The organism is Ramlibacter rhizophilus (assembly GCF_004681965.1).
Taxonomy (GTDB): domain Bacteria; phylum Pseudomonadota; class Gammaproteobacteria; order Burkholderiales; family Burkholderiaceae_C; genus Ramlibacter; species Ramlibacter rhizophilus.
In genome coordinates, this window is record NZ_SMLL01000006.1 from 377,258 (window position 1) to 394,920 (window position 17,663).

18 protein-coding genes are annotated in these 17,663 nt (G+C 71.0%); 13 read left to right on the forward strand and 5 right to left on the reverse strand.

Features of this window, described 5'->3' with window-relative positions:
- The gene (gshB, locus tag EZ242_RS16760) at positions 1-954 is read left to right on the forward strand and encodes a glutathione synthase (protein ID WP_135286330.1); all 954 of its coding nucleotides are present in this window, start codon (positions 1-3) and stop codon (positions 952-954) included.
- Positions 955-961: 7 nt separating this feature from the next.
- Here the strand turns inward: gshB and EZ242_RS16765 are convergent, their stop codons facing one another.
- Positions 962-1,726, reverse strand: a complete 765-nt coding sequence (locus EZ242_RS16765; protein WP_135286331.1) for a class II glutamine amidotransferase — start codon at positions 1,724-1,726, stop codon at positions 962-964.
- A 94-nt stretch (positions 1,727-1,820) separates the two neighbouring features.
- Here EZ242_RS16765 and EZ242_RS16770 point away from each other — a divergent pair, with 94 nt between their 5' ends.
- Together EZ242_RS16770 and EZ242_RS16775 are read left to right on the forward strand one after the other, a co-directional pair.
- Positions 1,821-2,270 (forward strand): hypothetical protein, encoded by a 450-nt coding sequence (locus EZ242_RS16770; RefSeq protein WP_135286332.1) that lies wholly within the window; start codon positions 1,821-1,823, stop codon positions 2,268-2,270.
- A 509-nt stretch (positions 2,271-2,779) separates the two neighbouring features.
- Positions 2,780-4,003: a hypothetical protein gene (locus EZ242_RS16775; RefSeq protein ID WP_135286333.1), complete on the forward strand. Its 1,224-nt coding sequence runs from the start codon at positions 2,780-2,782 to the stop codon at positions 4,001-4,003.
- On the opposite strand, the gene EZ242_RS16780 is transcribed toward EZ242_RS16775, so the two are convergent.
- From EZ242_RS16780 to EZ242_RS16795, 4 genes are all read right to left on the reverse strand, one after another.
- Entirely contained in the window at positions 3,980-4,216 is a 237-nt protein-coding gene (locus EZ242_RS16780) for a cysteine-rich CWC family protein (RefSeq protein WP_135286334.1), read from the reverse strand. The two genes, EZ242_RS16775 and EZ242_RS16780, sit on opposite strands and share 24 nt — an antisense overlap.
- A gap of 22 nt (positions 4,217-4,238) precedes the next feature.
- Positions 4,239-5,075 carry a DUF1631 family protein gene (locus EZ242_RS16785; RefSeq protein WP_135286335.1) on the reverse strand — a complete coding sequence of 279 codons (837 nt, stop codon included), beginning with the start codon at positions 5,073-5,075 and terminating at the stop codon, positions 4,239-4,241.
- An 85-nt stretch (positions 5,076-5,160) separates the two neighbouring features.
- On the reverse strand, positions 5,161-7,356 hold the full coding sequence (locus EZ242_RS16790) for a malate synthase G (protein ID WP_135286336.1): 2,196 nt from the start codon (positions 7,354-7,356) through the stop codon (positions 5,161-5,163).
- 22 nt (positions 7,357-7,378) lie between these two features.
- Entirely contained in the window at positions 7,379-8,068 is a 690-nt protein-coding gene (locus EZ242_RS16795; protein ID WP_135286337.1) for a haloacid dehalogenase type II, read from the reverse strand.
- 100 nt (positions 8,069-8,168) lie between these two features.
- On the opposite strand from EZ242_RS16795, the gene EZ242_RS16800 reads away from it, so the two are divergent.
- The 10 genes from EZ242_RS16800 to EZ242_RS16845 all read left to right on the forward strand — a co-directional run bounded on the left by EZ242_RS16800 (position 8,169) and on the right by EZ242_RS16845 (position 17,646).
- On the forward strand, positions 8,169-9,074 hold the full coding sequence (locus tag EZ242_RS16800) for a LysR family transcriptional regulator (protein WP_135286338.1): 906 nt from the start codon (positions 8,169-8,171) through the stop codon (positions 9,072-9,074).
- Positions 9,075-9,116: 42 nt separating this feature from the next.
- A complete protein-coding gene (gene argS / locus EZ242_RS16805) occupies positions 9,117-10,790 on the forward strand; it encodes an arginine--tRNA ligase (RefSeq protein ID WP_135286339.1) in 1,674 nt (557 codons plus the stop codon).
- A gap of 16 nt (positions 10,791-10,806) precedes the next feature.
- The gene (locus EZ242_RS16810) at positions 10,807-11,454 is read left to right on the forward strand and encodes an SPOR domain-containing protein (protein WP_135286340.1); all 648 of its coding nucleotides are present in this window, start codon (positions 10,807-10,809) and stop codon (positions 11,452-11,454) included.
- Positions 11,455-11,516: 62 nt separating this feature from the next.
- Entirely contained in the window at positions 11,517-12,161 is a 645-nt protein-coding gene (locus EZ242_RS16815; RefSeq protein ID WP_135286341.1) for a thiol:disulfide interchange protein DsbA/DsbL, read from the forward strand.
- A gap of 73 nt (positions 12,162-12,234) precedes the next feature.
- Positions 12,235-12,852: a lipopolysaccharide transport periplasmic protein LptA gene (gene lptA / locus EZ242_RS16820; protein WP_135286342.1), complete on the forward strand. Its 618-nt coding sequence runs from the start codon at positions 12,235-12,237 to the stop codon at positions 12,850-12,852.
- Positions 12,849-13,640 (forward strand): LPS export ABC transporter ATP-binding protein, encoded by a 792-nt coding sequence (lptB, locus tag EZ242_RS16825; protein WP_240787129.1) that lies wholly within the window; start codon positions 12,849-12,851, stop codon positions 13,638-13,640. The genes lptA and lptB overlap by 4 nt, the downstream gene beginning before the upstream one ends.
- Before the next feature lie 73 nt (positions 13,641-13,713).
- On the forward strand, positions 13,714-15,231 hold the full coding sequence (locus EZ242_RS16830; protein WP_135286343.1) for an RNA polymerase factor sigma-54: 1,518 nt from the start codon (positions 13,714-13,716) through the stop codon (positions 15,229-15,231).
- Positions 15,228-16,448, forward strand: coding sequence for a THUMP domain-containing class I SAM-dependent RNA methyltransferase (locus EZ242_RS16835; protein WP_240787130.1), 1,221 nt, complete (start codon positions 15,228-15,230; stop codon positions 16,446-16,448). Before EZ242_RS16830 ends, EZ242_RS16835 begins: the two co-directional genes overlap by 4 nt.
- The gene (locus EZ242_RS16840; protein WP_135286344.1) at positions 16,445-16,876 is read left to right on the forward strand and encodes a putative toxin-antitoxin system toxin component, PIN family; all 432 of its coding nucleotides are present in this window, start codon (positions 16,445-16,447) and stop codon (positions 16,874-16,876) included. Before EZ242_RS16835 ends, EZ242_RS16840 begins: the two co-directional genes overlap by 4 nt.
- Entirely contained in the window at positions 16,873-17,646 is a 774-nt protein-coding gene (locus tag EZ242_RS16845) for a YecA/YgfB family protein (protein ID WP_135286345.1), read from the forward strand. The genes EZ242_RS16840 and EZ242_RS16845 overlap by 4 nt, the downstream gene beginning before the upstream one ends.
- Positions 17,647-17,663 lie beyond the last annotated feature (17 nt).

The window sequence follows — 17,663 nt, forward strand, 5'->3', positions numbered from 1 at the left end:
ATGAACCTTCTCTTCCTGGCCGACCCGCTCGAGAGCTTCAAGACCTACAAGGACACGACCTTCTCCATGATGCGCGAGGCGCAGCGACGCGGGCACCGCGTGGCCGCCTGCGAGCCTCGTGATGTGTCGTGGCGCTCGGGCGGCCGGGTGCAGGCGCAGGTGCGCGAGATCGTCCTGACCGGGCAGGAGGGCGAGGCCTGGTTCGAGGTGGCGGGCCGCCCGGTGCGGGCCCTGAGCGAGTTCGACGCGGTCCTCATGCGCAAGGACCCGCCCTTCGACAGCGAGTACTTCTACGCCACCCACCTGCTGGAGCAGGCCGAGCGCGAGGGCGCGCGCGTCTTCAACCGCGCGGCGTCGTTGCGTGATCACCCGGAAAAGCTCGCGGTGATGGAGTTCCCGCAGTTCGTGAGCCCCACGCTGGTCACCCGCGACGAAGCGGAGGTCCGGCGCTTCCATGACGAGCACGGCGACATCATCCTCAAGCCCCTGGACGGCATGGGCGGCAAGGGCATCTTCCGGGTGCGGGCCGACGGCCTGAACCTCGGCTCCATCACCGAAACCCTCAATGGCGGCGGCACCACCACGCTCATGGTCCAGCGCTTCGTGCCGGAGATCAGCGCCGGCGACAAGCGCGTGCTGGTGATCGGCGGCAAGCCGGTCCCCTTCAGCCTGGCCCGCATTCCGCAGGGCACGGAGGTGCGCGGCAACCTGGCGGCCGGCGGCAAGGGCGTGGCGCAGCCGCTCACGGCCCGCGACCACGAGATCGCCGAGGCGCTGGGCCCGGTGCTGGCCGCACGCGGCCTGCTGCTGGTGGGGCTGGACGTGATCGGCGACTGGCTCACCGAGATCAACGTCACCAGCCCGACCTGCTTCCAGGAGATCACCGAGCAGACCGGCTTCGACGTGCCGGCCATGTTCCTCGACGCGCTGGAAGCGGCGCTGGCGGCGAAATAGGGTTCGGTCAGCCGACGCGCCCACCGTCCGCGAACACCCGCAGCTCGCCCGGGGTGAAGGGCGCCCAGGCTTCGTTGGTCGTCAGCGGCGCCGTCACCACCACGGCCACCTTGTCGCCCGGCGTCGTGTGCTGGGCGAAGTCGATGGACAGGTCCTCGTCCGCGAGCTGGGCGTGCGCGAAGGGGTGCCTGCGCTCCACGGAGTAGAGATTCGTCGAGCAGTGCGCCCAGAGCGCGTGGCCGTTGGACAGCAGGAAGTTGAAGGGCCCATGGCGTGACAGGCGGGGCGCCAGCTCGCGCAGGGTGAGTGTGAGCTCCTCGACGCTGGGCACGCCCGCGTGCGACTTCCAGATTTCCTGCATCAGCCAGCAGAAGGCGCGCTCGCTGTCGGTGTCGCCCACGGCCTGGAAGCTCGCGTGCAGCCGCGGGTGGAAATCCTTCAAGTCGCCGTTGTGCGCGAACACCCAGTAGCGGCCCCACAGCTCGCGCACGAAGGGATGGCAGTTCTCCAGCGCCACCACGCCCTGCGTGGCCTTGCGGATGTGCGCGATCACGGTGCGGCTCTTGATCGGGTACTTGCGGATCAGCTCTGCCACGGGCGAGGCGCAGGCCGGCTGGTGGTCCACGAAATGGCGCACCCCCTTGCCTTCGAAGAAGGCGATGCCCCAGCCGTCGGCGTGGTGGTCCGTGCGCCCGCCGCGCTGGGCGAAGCCGGTGAAGCTGAAGGCCACGTCCGTGGGCGTGTTGCAGTTCATTCCGAGAAGCTGGCACATGGCCCCGATTGTGAGGGTGCGTCCTGCGGGTAAGACGCCTTGCGGCCTCAGCTCATCCGCTGATATAAGAAGTTCTACTCACCAGGAGTCCGGCATGAATCTCGATTTCGGACTGGATGCGATCGAGGCCCTCGGCGCCGAAGAAGGCGAGGTGCTCGCGCCCGAGGCGCAGGAGGCGACCTACCGCCGCGTGCGTGCGCAGCTGGAGGCGGGCAGCTTCGCCGAGGCCGTGGACGATGCCTTCCGGCTGGTGCACAGCAATCCCTGGGAACGCGCCTACCACCTGGCGCTCGCCTACTGCCTGCAGCACCTGGAGCAGCACGAGTCGGCCGGTCGCTTCTATGCCCTCGCCTTCATGCTGGACGCCACCGATGCGCTGTGCGCCTACCGAATGGGCGAGTGCCTGGGCGCGATGGAGCAGCTGCCCGAGGCGCGCGAGGCGTTCGAGGCCAGCGTCAAGCTGTCCTGGCTGGATCGGGGGCACGCCGAGGTGCGACGCGAAGCCGAGCTGCGGCTGGCGGAGCTGGACGCGCTCGCGGCCTGACCCAGCCCGGCCGGAGCGCACCCATGCCCGTCCGAACCCTGCTCCCGCCCTACCCGGTGAGCAAGCCCTGCCTGTTCCATGAGATCGAGCGCAAGAGCCTGCGCGACTACAAGCGCCGCCCGGCCTCGCTCGGTCTGCCGCCGTCGCCAAGCGCCAGGAAGCCCGCTGGCGAGGTGGCCGACGACGCTCAGCGGTCGGAAAGCGAGCCCTTGCCGCCCGGGCATCCAGGGGTGCCGCCACCTGCACCCGGCGAAGCCGACACTGTTGGCGGTGCGACGCGCGTGAAGCTGGTGCGAGTGAAGCGGCCGCCGCGTCCTGAGCCGCTGCCGCGCCCTGAGACTTTGCCGCGTCCAGAGACGTCGCTGCAGCCAGAGACGCCTTCGCCCCCAGTCGCACAGCCACTTCCAGACCCTGCGGCGGCGGAGAACGCCGCCACGGTGTCGAAGCCAAAACCCGGGCCAAGCGCCACCAGCAAGTCCGCGTCCGGGCCTGCACCGCTGGGCACCGGGTTGCCCGAACCACTTGGTGTCTCCAAGACCGACGACGCGCCTGACGCCGTGCATCGGGCCAGCGAGGCCAGCGATCGCGCCAGGGGCGTCGGCGTCGATGCGAGCAAGGCGTCGTTCGTGCGCAAGCTCCTGCACTGGGCCCACCTGCCAGTTGCGCTCGTGGACCTGCTGGCCGCGTGCCTCGCGGCCGTCGCCAGCTTCGGGTTCGCTGCGCCGCTGGTGCCGATCGCGGCGCGGCAGCTCCAGAAGGTCTGGCGCAACGAGCCGCCCGCAGCGGCCACCACGTCGCCGAGGCTACCCACGCCCGACCTGGACCGGGCCTCGCCGCCGGTCAGGGCAGCGGTGGAAGCCCTGCGCAGCGCACGCACCCGATTCGAGGAAGCGAGCCAAAAGACGCGCATCGACTTCCACCGGGCCGGTTTCCTCAGCCGCCTGCTGGGCGTCGGCGCGGCCACGGCTTCGCTCGGCCTGGCGATCGCAGCCACGGTGGCCAGCGGCGGCCTCGCAGCCCCCGCGCTGGTGGTCTCCGTTCTGCTGCTGCGCCAGGCGGTCGCCCACGCGCACTGCGCCTGGCGCAACTGGCAGGCGGCCGAGGCGGGGCAGCCGACCCTGCCCATGGGATCGAACGCCGTGGCCAATGCGGCCTACGCGCACGCGAGAGCGCTCGGGCGCCCGGATGCCCAGGCGCGGTTGGAGGCGGCGCGCGTGGCCGCCGGCGCTTCCTTCGTCGTGACCGCCGGCTGCATCGCGCTCGGTGCCGCCTTCGCCGTGGCCGTGCCACTGGTCGAGCGTTGCGTGCGCCTGGGCTGCGCCATGCTGCAGCGCGCGATCCTGCCGACCGTGGACAACCAGCGTGCCCAGGCGCACAAGATCGACCTCGCACAGCTGCGGACCCAGGCGAACCTGCAGTTGCAGCGAAGCCTGCTGGACCTGCTGCGAGCCCGGGACGAGGCGCGCCTCTTCCTGAGCGCCGCTCACGCCGAGGCGGAGCCTGACGACCTCTCGGCCCTGGCGGCCGAACTGGGCCGCTGGGACCTCACCGATCCGATGCTGCAGCCGCTGCGGCAGCTCCTCGAGGACCGCTTGTGGCTCGGCCTGCCTGCGCGCGACCGCGACACCCGCGTCGAGGCGCTGCGCGAGCGCGCGGACGTGCTCTCGGATGCGACCTGGGGGATGGGCGCCTTGGTGGGCGGGACCTCGCTACTGCTCCAGGCCCTGACCTGAGAGCGGTGCGGGTGTGGGGCGGGCGCAGGCCGCGCAGATGCAGGCCTTGCCGCGTGCCTCGGGTGGTAGCTGCGCCAGCAGCGCGGGGCTGAATGCGGCTTGCGTGCACCAGCACGGCCCCTGCGCCTGGCCTGTGCGCCGGGCTTCCTCCAGCGCGCAGGCGTTGGGCCGTTGGCACAGAGGGCAGCGCTCGGGCGGGAAAGCGTCGGACATGGTGGCGAACGCTAACTGGTTTTCACGCGCACAGGTGCGGGCGTGGATCGTCGAAGCGGATCAGGTCTTCCGCGAGCAGGCGCGAAAGAATGCGGCGCGTCATGGCGTGGGCGTCGCCTTGTTCGCCGCTGAACATGAACTGCCGCCCCCGGGGATCGACCCAGTCCAGCCGCACCTTCTGCCAGCGCCCGCCGCTGTAGAGAAAGAGGTAGCGGCCCGCCCGAAGGCGCAGCAGCGGGTGGGGCGCGGGCGGACCTTCGAGCAGCGAATCCTGCGGATCGGGCGCGAAGAACAGCTGGTTCTGCCGCCGGCTGGCGCACAACTGCAGCGCCGGCCGGTGCAGCGCTTCCAGGGCGCGGAAGAAGGTCCGGCAGGCCGCCGGCTCGCGTCCGATCAGGGCGAGGCCCTCGCGCAGGCGTCCCAGCAGCTCGGGGATCATGGCCACCAGGCGTCCGGGGCGGCGCAGGATGGAGTCGCGGCGCACGCTCCAGAGCAGCCGCGGCACCAGGGCCATGAAGGCGCCGGGGTCGTGCTCGGGCGTGGGGCTGGTCAGGCGGGCATGCGCCAGCACCAGGGGCCAGACCTGCAGCAGGAAGTCCTGCACCGGCTCGGGCGCCTCGCGCAGGTCGGGCCGCTGGACCAGCTCGATGACCAGCTGCTCGGCCGTGGCGCGGCGCTGCTCGGCGAAGCGCATGGCGTCCTGCACCAGCGCATCGTTGGCGGCGGCTTCCCAGTCGGTCCCGGTGCTCAGCCCGCTGGAGGGCAGCAGGCTGCGGACGGTCTCGAGCCGCGGCACGACAGGCGCGCGGCCGATCAGCCGGCGAAAGCCATCCGACGAAAGCAGGGACGCCTGGGACATCGCGCCAGTCTAGGAGCCGGCGCGTTCTCTGTTGTGGCGTCCCCTGTGAGAACTGACGAAAAGCTGTCGGTTTCTTGCCAAGCCCTCAGGAACCTGCTTTGCATTTCAGGCGCCAGGCGTGCAGCAGCGGCTCGGTGTAGCCGGCGGGCTGCTCACGGCCCTTGAACACCAGGTCCAGCGCGGCGCGATAGGCGTAGGAGCTGTCCCAGCGGCCGGCCATCGGCTGGTAGGCCGGGTCGCCCGCGTTCTGCGCATCCACCACCGCAGCCATGCGGCGGAAGGTCTCGTGCACCTGCTCGGGCGACACCACGCCGTGCAGCAGCCAGTTGGCGATGTGCTGGCTGGAGATGCGCAGCGTGGCGCGGTCTTCCATCAGCCCGACGTTGTGGATGTCCGGCACCTTGGAGCAGCCCACGCCCTGGTCGATCCAGCGCACCACGTAGCCCAGGATGCCCTGCACGTTGTTGTCCAGTTCCTGCTGGCGCTCCTCGGCCGACCACTTGGGGTCGGCCACCACGGGCACCTGCAGCAGGCCGGCCAGCAGCTCGTCACGCGCGCTCTCGGCGGAGGTCTTCTCCAGCTCGCGCTGCACCCCGAACACGTCCACCTGGTGGTAGTGCAGCGCGTGCAGCGTGGCGGCGGTGGGCGAGGGCACCCAGGCGGTGTTGGCGCCGGCCTTGGGGTGCGCGACCTTCTGCTCCAGCATGGCCGCCATCAGGTCGGGCATGGCCCACATGCCCTTGCCGATCTGGGCGCGCCCGCGCAGCCCGCAGGACAGGCCCACCAGCACGTTGTTGCGCTCGTAGGCCTGGATCCAGGCGCTGGACTTCATGTCGCCCTTGCGCAGCATCGGCCCGGCCAGCATGGCGGTGTGCATCTCGTCGCCCGTGCGGTCCAGGAAGCCGGTGTTGATGAAGGCCACGCGCGCGGCGGCCTCGGCGATGCAGGCGGCGAGGTTCACGCTGGTGCGCCGTTCCTCGTCCATGATCCCGAGCTTCACCGTGTTCGGTGCCAGGCCGAGCAGCTGCTCCACGCGCCCGAACAGCTCGCTCGCGAAGGCCACCTCGCGCGGGCCGTGCATCTTGGGCTTGACGATGTACACCGAGCCCGTGCGCGAGTTGCGGATGCCATTGGCGCCGTGCCCCTGCAGGTCGTGCAGCGCGATGGCGGTGGTGACGACCGCATCCATGATGCCCTCGGGGATCTCGCGCCCCTCGCCCCACAGGATGGCGGGGTTGGTCATGAGGTGGCCCACATTGCGCAGGAAGAGAAGCGAGCGGCCCGGCAGGCTCAGCGCACCGCGGCCGTCGGGCGTGGTGTAGCGGCGGTCCGGGTTGAGCCCGCGCGTGAAGCTGCGCCCGCCCTTGCTCACCTGCTCGGTCAGCGTGCCCTTGAGGATGCCCAGCCAGTTGCGGTAGGCGAGCAGCTTGTCCTGCGCGTCCACCGCGGCGATGGAGTCTTCCAGGTCCAGGATGGTGGACAGCGCCGCCTCCAGCACCAGGTCGCTCACGCCGGCGGGATCGGTGGCGCCGATCGGGTGCTGGCGGTCGATGCGGATCTCCAGGTGCAGGCCGTGGTGGCGCAGCAGGATGGCCGAAGGCGCCGTAGCGTCGCCCTGGTAGCCCACGAACGCGCCAGGGTCCTTCAGCCCCGCGCGCTTGCCGCCGCCCAAGGCCACGACGAGGCGTCCGCCATCGATTGCGTAGCCCGTGGAGTCGGCGTGCGAGCCCTCGGCCAAGGGCGCGGCCTGGTCCAGCACCTGACGCGCATAGGCGATCACCTTGGCGCCGCGCACCTCGTTGTAGCCGGGGCCGCGGTCGGCACCGCCGGCCTCGGGAATGGCGTCGGTGCCGTAGAGCGCGTCGTAGAGCGAGCCCCAGCGCGCGTTGGCGGCGTTGAGGGCGTAGCGGGCGTTGAGGATGGGCACCACGAGCTGCGGGCCGGCCTGCTGCGCGAGTTCGGCGTCCACGTTCTCGGTGGTGGCCCGCACGCCGGCCGGCTGCGGCACGAGGTAGGCGATGCGCTCCAGGAAGCTCCGGTAGGCCGGCAGGTCGCGCACGGGGCCGGGGTTCGCCTGGTGCCAGGTGTCCAGTTCCTGCTGCAGCCGATCGCGCTCGGCCAGCAGGGCGGCATTGCGCGGCGCCAGCTCCTGCACGATCGCGTCGAAGCCTTTCCAGAACACGGCCGGCTCGACGCCGGTGCCGGGCAGCACCTCCTCGTCGATGAAGCGGGCCAGGGCGGCGTCGACCTGCAGGCCGTGGTGGGAAGTGCGGGCGGTCATCGGGCGGTTCCTCCGGTGAAGTTCAAGAAGCGGTATCGAAAAAGGACAGCACGTCGTCCAGGCTGCTGCCCTCGCGCGTGGGCGGCGTGCCCAGCGCCTCGAAGGGCTGCTGCCAGCGATTGACCCAGAGCGTGCGGTAGCCGAACCAGGTCGCGCCCAGCGCGTCCCAGGCGTTGCTGCTCACGAACAGCACCTGCGAGGCGGGCAGGCCCGTGGCGTCGGTGCCCAGGGCGTAGGCGGCCGGATGGGTCTTGTAGCGGCGCACCGCGTCCACGCTCAGCACGTGGTCCAGCAGGTCCGAGAGGCCGGCGCTGCGCACGGCCACGCCCAGCATCTGCGGGTCGCCGTTGGACAGGATGCCGGTGACCACGCCGAGCGCCTTGAGCGCCTGCAGCACGCGCCGATTCTCGGGAAAGGCGGACAGGTGACGGTACTGGTTCATCAGCTGCTGCTCGCGCGCGGGCGTGAGCGGCAGGTCCAGCTTGCGGCAGGCGAAGCGCAGCGCGGCCTCGGTCAAGGCCCAGAAGGGCTGGTAGTGCGCGCCGTCGTTGCTCGTGGTGACCAGCCGCGTGTACTCGATCTGCTTGTCACGCCAGAGCACGGCCAGGGCCTGGCCCTGGCCGGGGAACAGCTGCTCGGCCACCAGCGCGACGCTGTAGACGTCGAACAGGGTGCCGTAGGCGTCGAAAAGCACAGCGCGGGGAGCGGCCATGCACGGACTTTATTGAGAACCAGCGGGATAATGAAGTCGCGTTCCGGTCATTACATTCGTGACTGGAATAAAGGTAATCCCTTCTCAGGAAGCGTGCACGGTGGACAAGCTCAGGCAGCTCGAAACTTTCGTGGCCGTGGCCCAGCGCGGCAGCCTGGCCGCCGTGGCGCGCGCCGAAGGCATCGCACCGGCAGTGATCGGCCGCCGGCTCGACGCGCTCGAAGCCCGGCTGGGGGTCAAGCTGCTGCTGCGCACCACGCGCAGGCTGAGTCTCACCCACGAGGGCAGCGCCTTCCTGGAGGACTGCCAGCGCGTGCTGGCCGAGCTGGCCAATGCCGAGGCCAGCGTGAGCGCCGGGGGCGTCAAGGCCAGCGGCCACCTGCGCATCACCGCCCCGGCGGGCTTCGGTCGCCGGCACGTCGCGCCGCTGGTGCCGCAGTTCCGGCGCCTGCATCCGGAGGTCACCTTGTCCCTGAACCTGAGCGACCGCGTGGTCGACCTGGCGGGCGAAGGCTATGACTGCGCCGTGCGGGTGGGCGACTTCCCCGATTCCTCCCTGGTGAGCGTCCGCCTGGCCGACAACCGCCGCCTGTGCGTGGCCACGCCGGAGTTCCTGCGGCAGCACGGTGTCCCCCAGCGTCCGGCGGACCTCGCGCGCTTCGACTGCCTAGCCCTGTCCAGCGACGCCTCGCAGACGCGCGGCTGGGCGTTCCGGGACGGCGTGGAGATCGTCCACCTCAAGCCCAACGGGCCGCTGGAATGCTCGGACGGCCAGGTCCTGCACGAGTGGTGCCTGCAGGGGCTGGGCATCGCCTGGCGCAGCACCTGGGAGGTGGAGGCCGAGATCACCAGCGGACGCCTGGTGGAGATCCTGCGTGACTACGCGGCGGCGCCCAATGGCATCTATGCGGCCTTCCCGCAGCGCCGGCACCTGCCGCTGCGAGTGCGCCTGTGGATCGATTTCCTGAAGCATCACTACGGCCAGCCGGCCTACTGGAAGCGCTGAGCCGCCGAGAGGCGGCCAGGGGCCGGCCCGTAGAATCCCGCGATGCTCCTCGTGACCCAAGAACTGCTCGGCGACCTGTCCGCCGGGCTGGAAAACCTGCAGCCCGGCGCCGGCGCCAAGGCAGGTTTCGAGTCGCCCAAGGCCGCGGCCCATGGCGACCTGGCCTGCACCGCGGCCATGCAGCTGGCCAAGGGCCTGCGCCAGAACCCGCGCCAGGTCGCCGAGGCCCTGCGCGCCGACCTGCAGCAGCGCCCCGCCTTTGCGCGCTGGGTCGACGCCCTGGAGATCGCCGGCCCGGGCTTCATCAACATCCGCCTCAAGCCCGCTGCCAAGCAGCAGGTGGTGCGCGAGGTGCTGGAGGCGGGCGAGCGCTACGGACACCAGCGCGCCAACGGGCGACGCATGATGGTCGAGTTCGTCTCGGCCAACCCCACCGGCCCGCTGCACGTGGGCCACGGCCGCCAGGCCGCCCTGGGCGACGCCATCTGCAACCTGTACGCCAGCCAGGGCTGGCAGGTGCATCGCGAGTTCTATTACAACGACGCGGGCGTGCAGATCGAGACGCTGGCCCGCTCCACGCAGCTGCGCATCCAGGGCATCAAGCCCGGCGACGATGGCTGGCCCGAGTCGGCCTACAACGGCGACTACATCGCCGATATCGCGGCCGATTTCCTCGCCCGCAAGACCGTCAAGGCCGACGACCGCGAGTTCACCGCCTCGGGCGACGCGGCCGACCTGGACGGCATCCGCCAGTTCGCCGTGGCCTACCTGCGCCACGAGCAGGACCTGGACCTGAAGGCCTTCGCGGTCCGCTTCGACCACTACTACCTGGAGTCCAGCCTCTACACCAGCGGCAAGGTGGCCGACACGGTGCGCCGGCTGCAGGAGGCGGGCAAGACCTACGAGCAGGATGGCGCGCTGTGGCTTCGGTCCACCGACTACGGCGACGACAAGGACCGCGTGATGCGCAAGTCCGACGGCAGCTACACCTACTTCGTGCCCGACGTGGCCTACCACATCACCAAGTGGGAGCGCGGCTTCGAGAAGGTGGTGAACATCCAGGGCACCGACCACCACGGCACCATCGCGCGGGTGCGCGCGGGCCTGCAGGCGGCGCAGGTGGGCATTCCGGCCGGCTATCCGGACTACGTGCTGCACACCATGGTGCGCGTCATGCGCGGCGGCCAGGAGGTGAAGATCTCCAAGCGCGCCGGCAGCTACGTGACCCTGCGCGACCTGATCGAGTGGACCAGCAAGGATGCGGTGCGCTTCTTCCTGCTCTCGCGCAAGCCCGACACCGAGTACGTCTTCGACGTGGACCTCGCCCTGGCGCAGAACAACGACAACCCGGTGTACTACGTGCAGTACGCGCATGCGCGCATCAGCTCCGTGCTGGCAGCCTGGGGCGGCGAACCGGGCAGCCTGGCCGAAGCCGACCTGTCCCTCCTGGACGGCGCCGCCGCGCAGAACCTCATGCTGGTGCTCGCGCGCTACCCGGCCATGCTGTCGGCCGCCGCCGCCGACTTCGCGCCGCATGACGTCACCTTCTACCTGCGCGAGCTGGCCGCGGCCTACCACAGCTACTACGACAGCGAGCGCATCCTGGTGGACAACGTGGCCTTGCGCAACGCGCGCCTGGCGCTGGTCGCCGCGTGTGCGCAGGTGTTGCACAATGGCCTGGCGATGCTGGGCGTGAGCGCGCCCCGCAAGATGTGACCGGCAGGAACCCAGCGTGAACAAGCAGCAAGGCGGAACTTTCTTGGGCCTCATCATCGGCGTGGTGCTGGGGCTCGGCGCGGCGCTGGCGGTGGCGGTCTATGTCACCAAGGTGCCGGTGCCCTTCATGAACAAGCACCAGGCGCGCACCCCCGAGCAGGACGCGGCCGAGTCGCGCAAGAACCAGAACTGGGATCCGAACGCCCCCCTGTACGGCAAGAACCCGGCCCGGCCCCAGGCGGCAGCGACGCCCGCCGCCCCCGTGACGCCGGCCCCACCTTCGGCGGCCGTGGCCACGCCCGTGGAGCGCGCGGTGGTCGCGCCTGCCGGCGCCCAGCCGCCGGCAGTCGTCGCCAACGCCCCTGCCACGGCGCGGCCCGGCGGCGATCCCTTGGGCGACCTGGCCGCGCGGGCTGGCGGCACCGACCCCTTCCTTTACTTCGTCCAGGCCGGCGCCTTCCGCACCGCCGAGGACGCCGAGGCGCAGCGCGCGAAGCTCTCGCTCATGGGCCTGGAAGCCCGCGTCACCGAGCGCGAGCAGTCCGGCCGCCCGGTGTTCCGGGTGCGCGTCGGCCCCTTCGACCGCAAGGAAGATGCGGACCGCAACCGTTCGCGCCTGGAAGCCGGTGGCTTCGAGGCCGCGCTGGTGCGCGTGCAGCGCTGAAGCAGCTGAGGAACTCAGGCGCCGCCATGGCGCTCACACCTGGCATTCGACGAGAGCACAACATGAAGCGACGTGAATTTTCTGCCGCGCTCCTGGCTGCGGGCTCCCTCGCGGTGCCGGGCCTGGTGTCCGCCCAGCAGCAGCCGCGCGAGGGCGTGGACTACCGGCGCCTGAGCCGCCGTGCGCCGACGCAGGCCGCGTCCGGGCAGATCGAAGTCGTGGAGTTCTTCTGGTACAGCTGCCGGCACTGCAACGCCTTCGAGCCGCAGCTGGAGGCCTGGTCGAAAACGTTGCCGGCCGACGTGGTGCTGCGCCGAGTGCCGGTCGCCTTCCGGCCGGACTTCGTGCCGCAGCAGCGCCTTTTCTACACGCTGCAGGCCTTGAACAAGGTCGATGAGCTGCACGCCAAGGTCTTCCATGCCATCCACATGGAGCGCCAGCCCACCAACCGCCCGGACGGGATCCTCGAATGGGCCGAGAAGCAGGGCCTGGACAAGGCGCGTTTTGCCGAGGTGTTCAATTCGGACGCCGTCGGCGCCAAGGTGCAGGATGCCATGCTGCTGCAGGATGCCTACGGCGTCGAAGGCGTTCCGGCCCTGGGCATCGGCGGGCGCTTCTACACCGACGGCAGCATGGCCGGCTCGCTGCCGCGTTCGCTGATGCTGGCCGACTACCTCATTGCCGAAGCACGCAAGGCCCGCGGCTGAGCCGGGCTTCCATCGCCGGGCGCTCGCCCCCGCGAAGCCCATGGCTACAATGCGCACGCAAGATTCGTGCCGAATGAAACACATTTCCCTGACGTTCGCCCTCGCCGCCGCGACCCTGCTCGCGCCCTGGGCCGCGCATGCCGAAAAGGCCGACCGGCTCAAGCCCATGAACATCGAGGCCGATGCCCTGCGTTATGACGACGCGAGCCAGACCAGCGTGTTCACCGGCCGCGTGGTCGCGACCAAGGGGACCATCGTCGTGCGCGGCGCGCGCATCGAGGTCAAGCAGGACCCCGAGGGCTTCCACACGGCCATCGTGACGGCGGCGCCCGGGCAGCAGGCCTTCTGGCGCCAGAAGCGCGACGGCGTGGACGAGTTCATGGAAGGCGAGGCCGAGACCATCGAGTACGACGGCCGCGCCGACCGCGTGAAGTTCATCGGCAAGGCCGAGATGCGCCGCTACCGCGGCGAGGCGCTGGCCGACGAGACCAGCGGCAACCTCATCACCTACGACAACGCCCGCGAGGTGTTCACCGTCGACGGCGCGGCCGGTGCGCAGGGCGCGACGGCCTCCAACCCGGGCGGCCGCGTGCGCGCCACCCTCGCGCCCCCGCCGAACGGCAAGCCGGCGCCGGCGGTACCGGCGGCGTCGCTGCGACCCAGCACCACGGTGGGCGGGGAGCGCCGTTGAACGCGGTCGCCGCCCCCTCCCGCGTGGCCCCGGCCGCCGAGGCGGTGCCGAGCCGGCTCGAAGCGCGCCACCTCCAGAAAAGCTACGGCAGCCGCAAGGTGGTCAAGGACGTGAGCCTGGCCGTCTCCAAGGGCGAGGTGGTCGGGCTGCTGGGGCCCAACGGCGCCGGCAAGACCACCTCCTTCTACATGATCGTGGGCCTGGTGCGGGCCGACGCGGGCGAGATCGCCATCGACGGCCGGCCGGTCGAAGGCATGCCGATCCACCGCCGCTCGCGGCTGGGCCTGTCCTACCTGCCGCAGGAGGCATCCATCTTCCGGCGGCTGAACGTCGAGGACAACGTCCGGGCCGTGCTGGAGCTGCAGCGCGGCGAGGACGGCCGCCCCCTGCCGCGCGCGGAGGTCGAGCGTCGGCTCTCGGAGCTGCTGCACGACCTGCGCGTGGACCACCTGCGCGCCTCGCCCGCGCCGGCCCTCTCGGGCGGTGAGCGCCGGCGGGTGGAGATCGCGCGTGCGCTCGCCACGCAGCCGCGCTTCATCCTGCTGGACGAGCCCTTCGCCGGCATCGATCCCATCGCGGTGATCGAGATCCAGCGCATCATCGGCTTCCTCAAGTCGCGCGGCATCGGCGTGCTGATCACCGACCACAACGTGCGCGAGACCCTGGGCATCTGCGACCACGCCTTCATCATCAGCGACGGCCATGTCCTGGCCGAAGGCACGCCCGACGAGATCGTGAACAACGCCGACGTGCGGCGCGTGTACCTCGGCGAACATTTCCGGATGTGAGCATGGACGACCTGGCCCCGTGCCGCGCCTTCGCGGCGGATGCAGCCTTCGCCATGCGGCCGCGAGGTGGCGCATGAAGCAGTCGCTGTCCCTGCGCGTCTCGCAGCACCTGGCGCTCACGCCGCAGCTGCAGCAGTCCATCCGCCTGCTGCAGCTGTCGACCCTGGAGCTGTCCCAGGAGATCGAGCAGATGCTGGACGACAACCCCTTCCTGGAGCGGGCGCAGGACGAAGCCGTGCGCGAGGAATTCGGACTCGCGCGAGCCGACACGCCGGGCGAGGCCGCCAGCGACGAGGGCGAGGTCGACACCGGCGCGGCTGGCGACGGCGAGCCGGCGGAGGCCGCGCCCGACTGGGACGGCGACGGCAGCGTGGACATGGCCCACGACGACGCCGAGTGGGGCGGCGATGCGCCGGCGCGCCGCCATGACATGGACGGCGACGAGTCCGATGCGACCGAGCTCGCCCGCAGCGGCGAAACCCTGCAGATGTTCCTGCATCGCCAGGCGCTGACGCTGCGCCTGTGCGAGGAGGACCTCGCGGCGCTTCGCTTCCTGATCGAATCGCTCAACGAGGACGGCTACCTGGAGGATTCCCTCGAGGACCTGGCCGCGTCCTTGGCGCCCGCAGACCTCGCGCAGCAGGAAGACCTGGTGCACCACTTCACCGTGGCCCTGCGCCTGCTGCAGCACCTGGAGCCGATCGGCGTGGGCGCGCGCAGCCTGGCCGAGTGCCTGTCGCTGCAGCTGGCGGCGCTGCCGCCCGGCACGGCCGATGCGGCCTGCGTCCAGGCGGCGCAGGCCGTCTGCCGCCAGCCCATGGAGCTGCTTGCGCGGCGCGACCTGCGGCGCCTTGCGCAGCTCACCGGCCACGGCGACGCTCAGCTCAAGGCGGCGATCGGGCTCATCGGCCGCCTGGAACCCAAGCCCGGGCGACGGTTCGTCAACGTGGAGTCGAACATCGTGCGCCCCGACGTGATCGTCACCCGCGTCGGCCGCAACGGGCAGTTCCGGTTCCGCGTGCAGCTCAACTCGGACGTCATGCCGCGGCTTCGCGTGCACGACGTCTATGCCGGCGCGCTCAAGAGCCACCGGGGCGAGGGGCACCCCATGCTGCAGCAGCGCCTGCAGGAGGCGCGCTGGTTCATCAAGAACATCCAGCAGCGCTTCGACACCATCCTGCGCGTGTCCAACGCCATCGTGGAGCGACAGAAAAGCTTCTTCATCCACGGCGAGCTGGCCATGCGGCCCCTGGTGCTGCGCGAGATCGCCGACGAGCTCGGCCTGCACGAGTCCACCATCTCGCGCGTCACCACCGCCAAGTACATGGCCACCCCCTACGGCACCTTCGAGCTCAAGTATTTCTTCGGCTCGGCCCTGGGCACCGAGACCGGCGGCAATGCCTCCAGCACCGCCGTGCGCGCGCTGATCCGGCAGCTCGTGTCCACCGAGGACGCGCGCAAGCCGCTGTCGGACAGCCAGATCTCCGACATGCTCAAGGAGCAGGGCATCGAGTGCGCGCGCCGCACGGTTGCCAAGTACCGCGAGGCCCTGCGCATCGCGCCGGCCAACCTTCGCAAGGCGCTGCAGTGAGGGGCATTTCCGGCTCCTTGACGCTGTTCCTGCCCTGCGCTGCCGGCGTGGAGGACCTGCTGGCCGACGAGGTGCATGGCCTGACCGGCCTGCAGGGCGAAGACCTTCAGGTCGGCCGCGGCGGCGTGCTGCTGCAGGCCCGCTGGGAGGATGCCCTGCGGCTGAACCTGCACAGCCGCCTCGCCCAGCGCGTGCTGGTGCAGCTGTCGTACACGCCCTATCGGCAGGAGGCGGACCTGTACGAAGCCGCCCGCGCGCTGCCCTGGGAGGACTGGTTCACCACGCGCCAGCGCTTCAAGGTGGAGATCACGGCCCAGCACAGCCCGCTCAAGAGCCTGAACTTCGCGGCGCTGAAGATCAAGGACGCGGTGGTGGACCGTTTCCGCGACCGCAGCGGCGTGCGTCCCGACGTGGACACGCAGCGGCCCGACGTGCGCCTGTACGCCCACCTGGACGCGGGCCATTGCACCCTGTACATCGACACCTCGGGCGAGCCCCTCTTCAAGCGCGGCTGGCGCGAGGACAAGGGCGAGGCGCCGCTGAAGGAGACGCTGGCGGCCGCCATGCTCGCCGCCAGCGGCTGGGATGCGCAGGTGCCGCTCTACGACCCCTGCTGCGGCAGCGGCACCATCGCCATCGAGGCGGCGCAGATCGCCTGCGGCATTGCGCCGGGCCTGCAGCGCCGCTTCGGCTTCGAGCGCCTGCTGCCTTTCGAGGCGGCGGCCTGGCGTGGACTGCGCGAGGCGGCCCTCGCGGCGCGTCACGCTTCGACGGTCACGGTCCACGGCAGCGACGTGGCCTTCCGCATGGTCGATTTCGCCAACCGCAACGCCCACCGCGCCGGCGTGGCCGAGGCGGTGCAGTTCCGCGGCGGCGACGCGCTGCAGCGCCTGCCGCCCACCGACACGCCGGGCCTGATGCTGGTCAACCCGCCCTACGGCGAGCGCATCGAGGCGGCCGGGGTGGCTGGCCGGGGTCGCGAGCGCGCGCAAAGCGAGGACGGCGACTTCTTCGTGCAGCTCGCCGCGCACTGGAAGAAGCATTACGCCGGCTGGACCGCCTGGGTCCTCACGCCCGACCTGAAGCTGCCCACGCGCATGCGCCTGAAGGAGTCGCGCCGCGTGCCGATGTGGAACGGCCCGATCGAGTGCCGCCTGTTCCGCTTCGACATGGTCGCCGGCTCGGCGCGTGTCCGCGAGAAGCCGCCCGCGCCATGAGCCGTGCCCTGGTGCTGGACACGAACGTCGTGCTGGACCTGTTCGTCTTCGACGATCCCGGGGCGATCGCGCTGAAGGACGCGCTTCGGGCCCGTCGCCTGCGCTGGGTCGCCACCGAGGGCATGCGCGAGGAGCTCGCGCGCGTGCTGGACTATCCCTTGCTCGCCCGGCGCCTGGCCGCACGCGGGCTCGGCGCCCCTGGGGTGCTGGCCTGCTTCGACGCGCACAGCGAGCGTGTCGAGCCCGCCGTCCCGGCGCCCGTGGCCTGCCGCGACCCCGACGACCAGCCGTTCATCGACCTGGCCGTGGCGCACCGGGCGCTGCTCGTGAGCAAGGACGCCGAGGTGCTGCGCCTGCGCAAGCGCCTCGCGCCGCATTCGGCCGAGGCCTGCGCCGTGGTCCCCGCCCTTTTCCTGGAACCCGCATGACTTCTCCCGACATGGCTTCGCCCGACACCGCGCCGCTCGGCACCGACGATTTCGACGCCCAGGACGCGGTGCTGGATGCCCTGCGCGAGCAGGATGAACTCACGCCCGACTGGGAGTTCTGCGAGGGATTCCTCACGGCCCTGGTGTGCTGCCGGCGGGAGATCCCGCCCGAGGAGTACTGGCCCGTGCTCCTGGGCGAGTCCTTCCGTCCCATGGAGCACATGGAGTTCGTCTGGCGCTGGAAGCGGCGGTGGCAGGAAGTGCGCACCGCCCTCGATGCGGATGTCGAACGCCTCGACGACGAGCGTGCGCTCCAGCCCGAAGTGCTGGACGTGCGCGGTGCCCTGCTGGCGCTGCCCGAAGACCAGCGTGGCGACGCCGACTTCGCGCAGCTGCCCGGCTTCGCGCAGGGCTGGGCCGAGGGCTTCCTGTACGCGGTGGAGAGCTGGCCCGAGGAATGGGCGCCGCCGCGCGACCGCGAGTCCGCCGCGATGCTCGAAGAGGGCCTCGCGGCGCTCGGGCAGCTGGCCCAGCCCGACACGCAGCCGCCGGCCGTGTCGATGCACGAAGAGGACGGCCCGCCCAGCGTGAGCGAACGCCGCCTCGACGACTTCGCCGACGCCATCTGGGCGGCCTACGAGCTGCGCCGCGTGGGCAGGAGCCTGGGTCCGCGCGTCGAACCCCTGCGGCGCGGCGACCAGCCCGGGCGCAACGATCCCTGCCCCTGCGGCAGCGGCAAGAAGTTCAAGAAGTGCCACGGCGCGGGCTGAACGCCCGCTGCCCTGCG

Coding starts and splice junctions, on each gene's coding strand:
- gshB (WP_135286330.1), top strand. CDS start 1: ATGAACCTTCTCTTCCTGGCCGACCCGCTCGAGAGCTTCAAGACCTAC.
- EZ242_RS16765 (WP_135286331.1), bottom strand. CDS start 1,726: ATGTGCCAGCTTCTCGGAATGAACTGCAACACGCCCACGGACGTGGCC.
- EZ242_RS16770 (WP_135286332.1), top strand. CDS start 1,821: ATGAATCTCGATTTCGGACTGGATGCGATCGAGGCCCTCGGCGCCGAA.
- EZ242_RS16780 (WP_135286334.1), bottom strand. CDS start 4,216: ATGTCCGACGCTTTCCCGCCCGAGCGCTGCCCTCTGTGCCAACGGCCC.
- EZ242_RS16785 (WP_135286335.1), bottom strand. CDS start 5,075: ATGTCCCAGGCGTCCCTGCTTTCGTCGGATGGCTTTCGCCGGCTGATC.
- EZ242_RS16790 (WP_135286336.1), bottom strand. CDS start 7,356: ATGACCGCCCGCACTTCCCACCACGGCCTGCAGGTCGACGCCGCCCTG.
- EZ242_RS16795 (WP_135286337.1), bottom strand. CDS start 8,068: ATGGCCGCTCCCCGCGCTGTGCTTTTCGACGCCTACGGCACCCTGTTC.
- argS (WP_135286339.1), top strand. CDS start 9,117: ATGCTCCTCGTGACCCAAGAACTGCTCGGCGACCTGTCCGCCGGGCTG.
- EZ242_RS16815 (WP_135286341.1), top strand. CDS start 11,517: ATGAAGCGACGTGAATTTTCTGCCGCGCTCCTGGCTGCGGGCTCCCTC.
- lptA (WP_135286342.1), top strand. CDS start 12,235: ATGAAACACATTTCCCTGACGTTCGCCCTCGCCGCCGCGACCCTGCTC.
- EZ242_RS16830 (WP_135286343.1), top strand. CDS start 13,714: ATGAAGCAGTCGCTGTCCCTGCGCGTCTCGCAGCACCTGGCGCTCACG.
- EZ242_RS16840 (WP_135286344.1), top strand. CDS start 16,445: ATGAGCCGTGCCCTGGTGCTGGACACGAACGTCGTGCTGGACCTGTTC.
- EZ242_RS16845 (WP_135286345.1), top strand. CDS start 16,873: ATGACTTCTCCCGACATGGCTTCGCCCGACACCGCGCCGCTCGGCACC.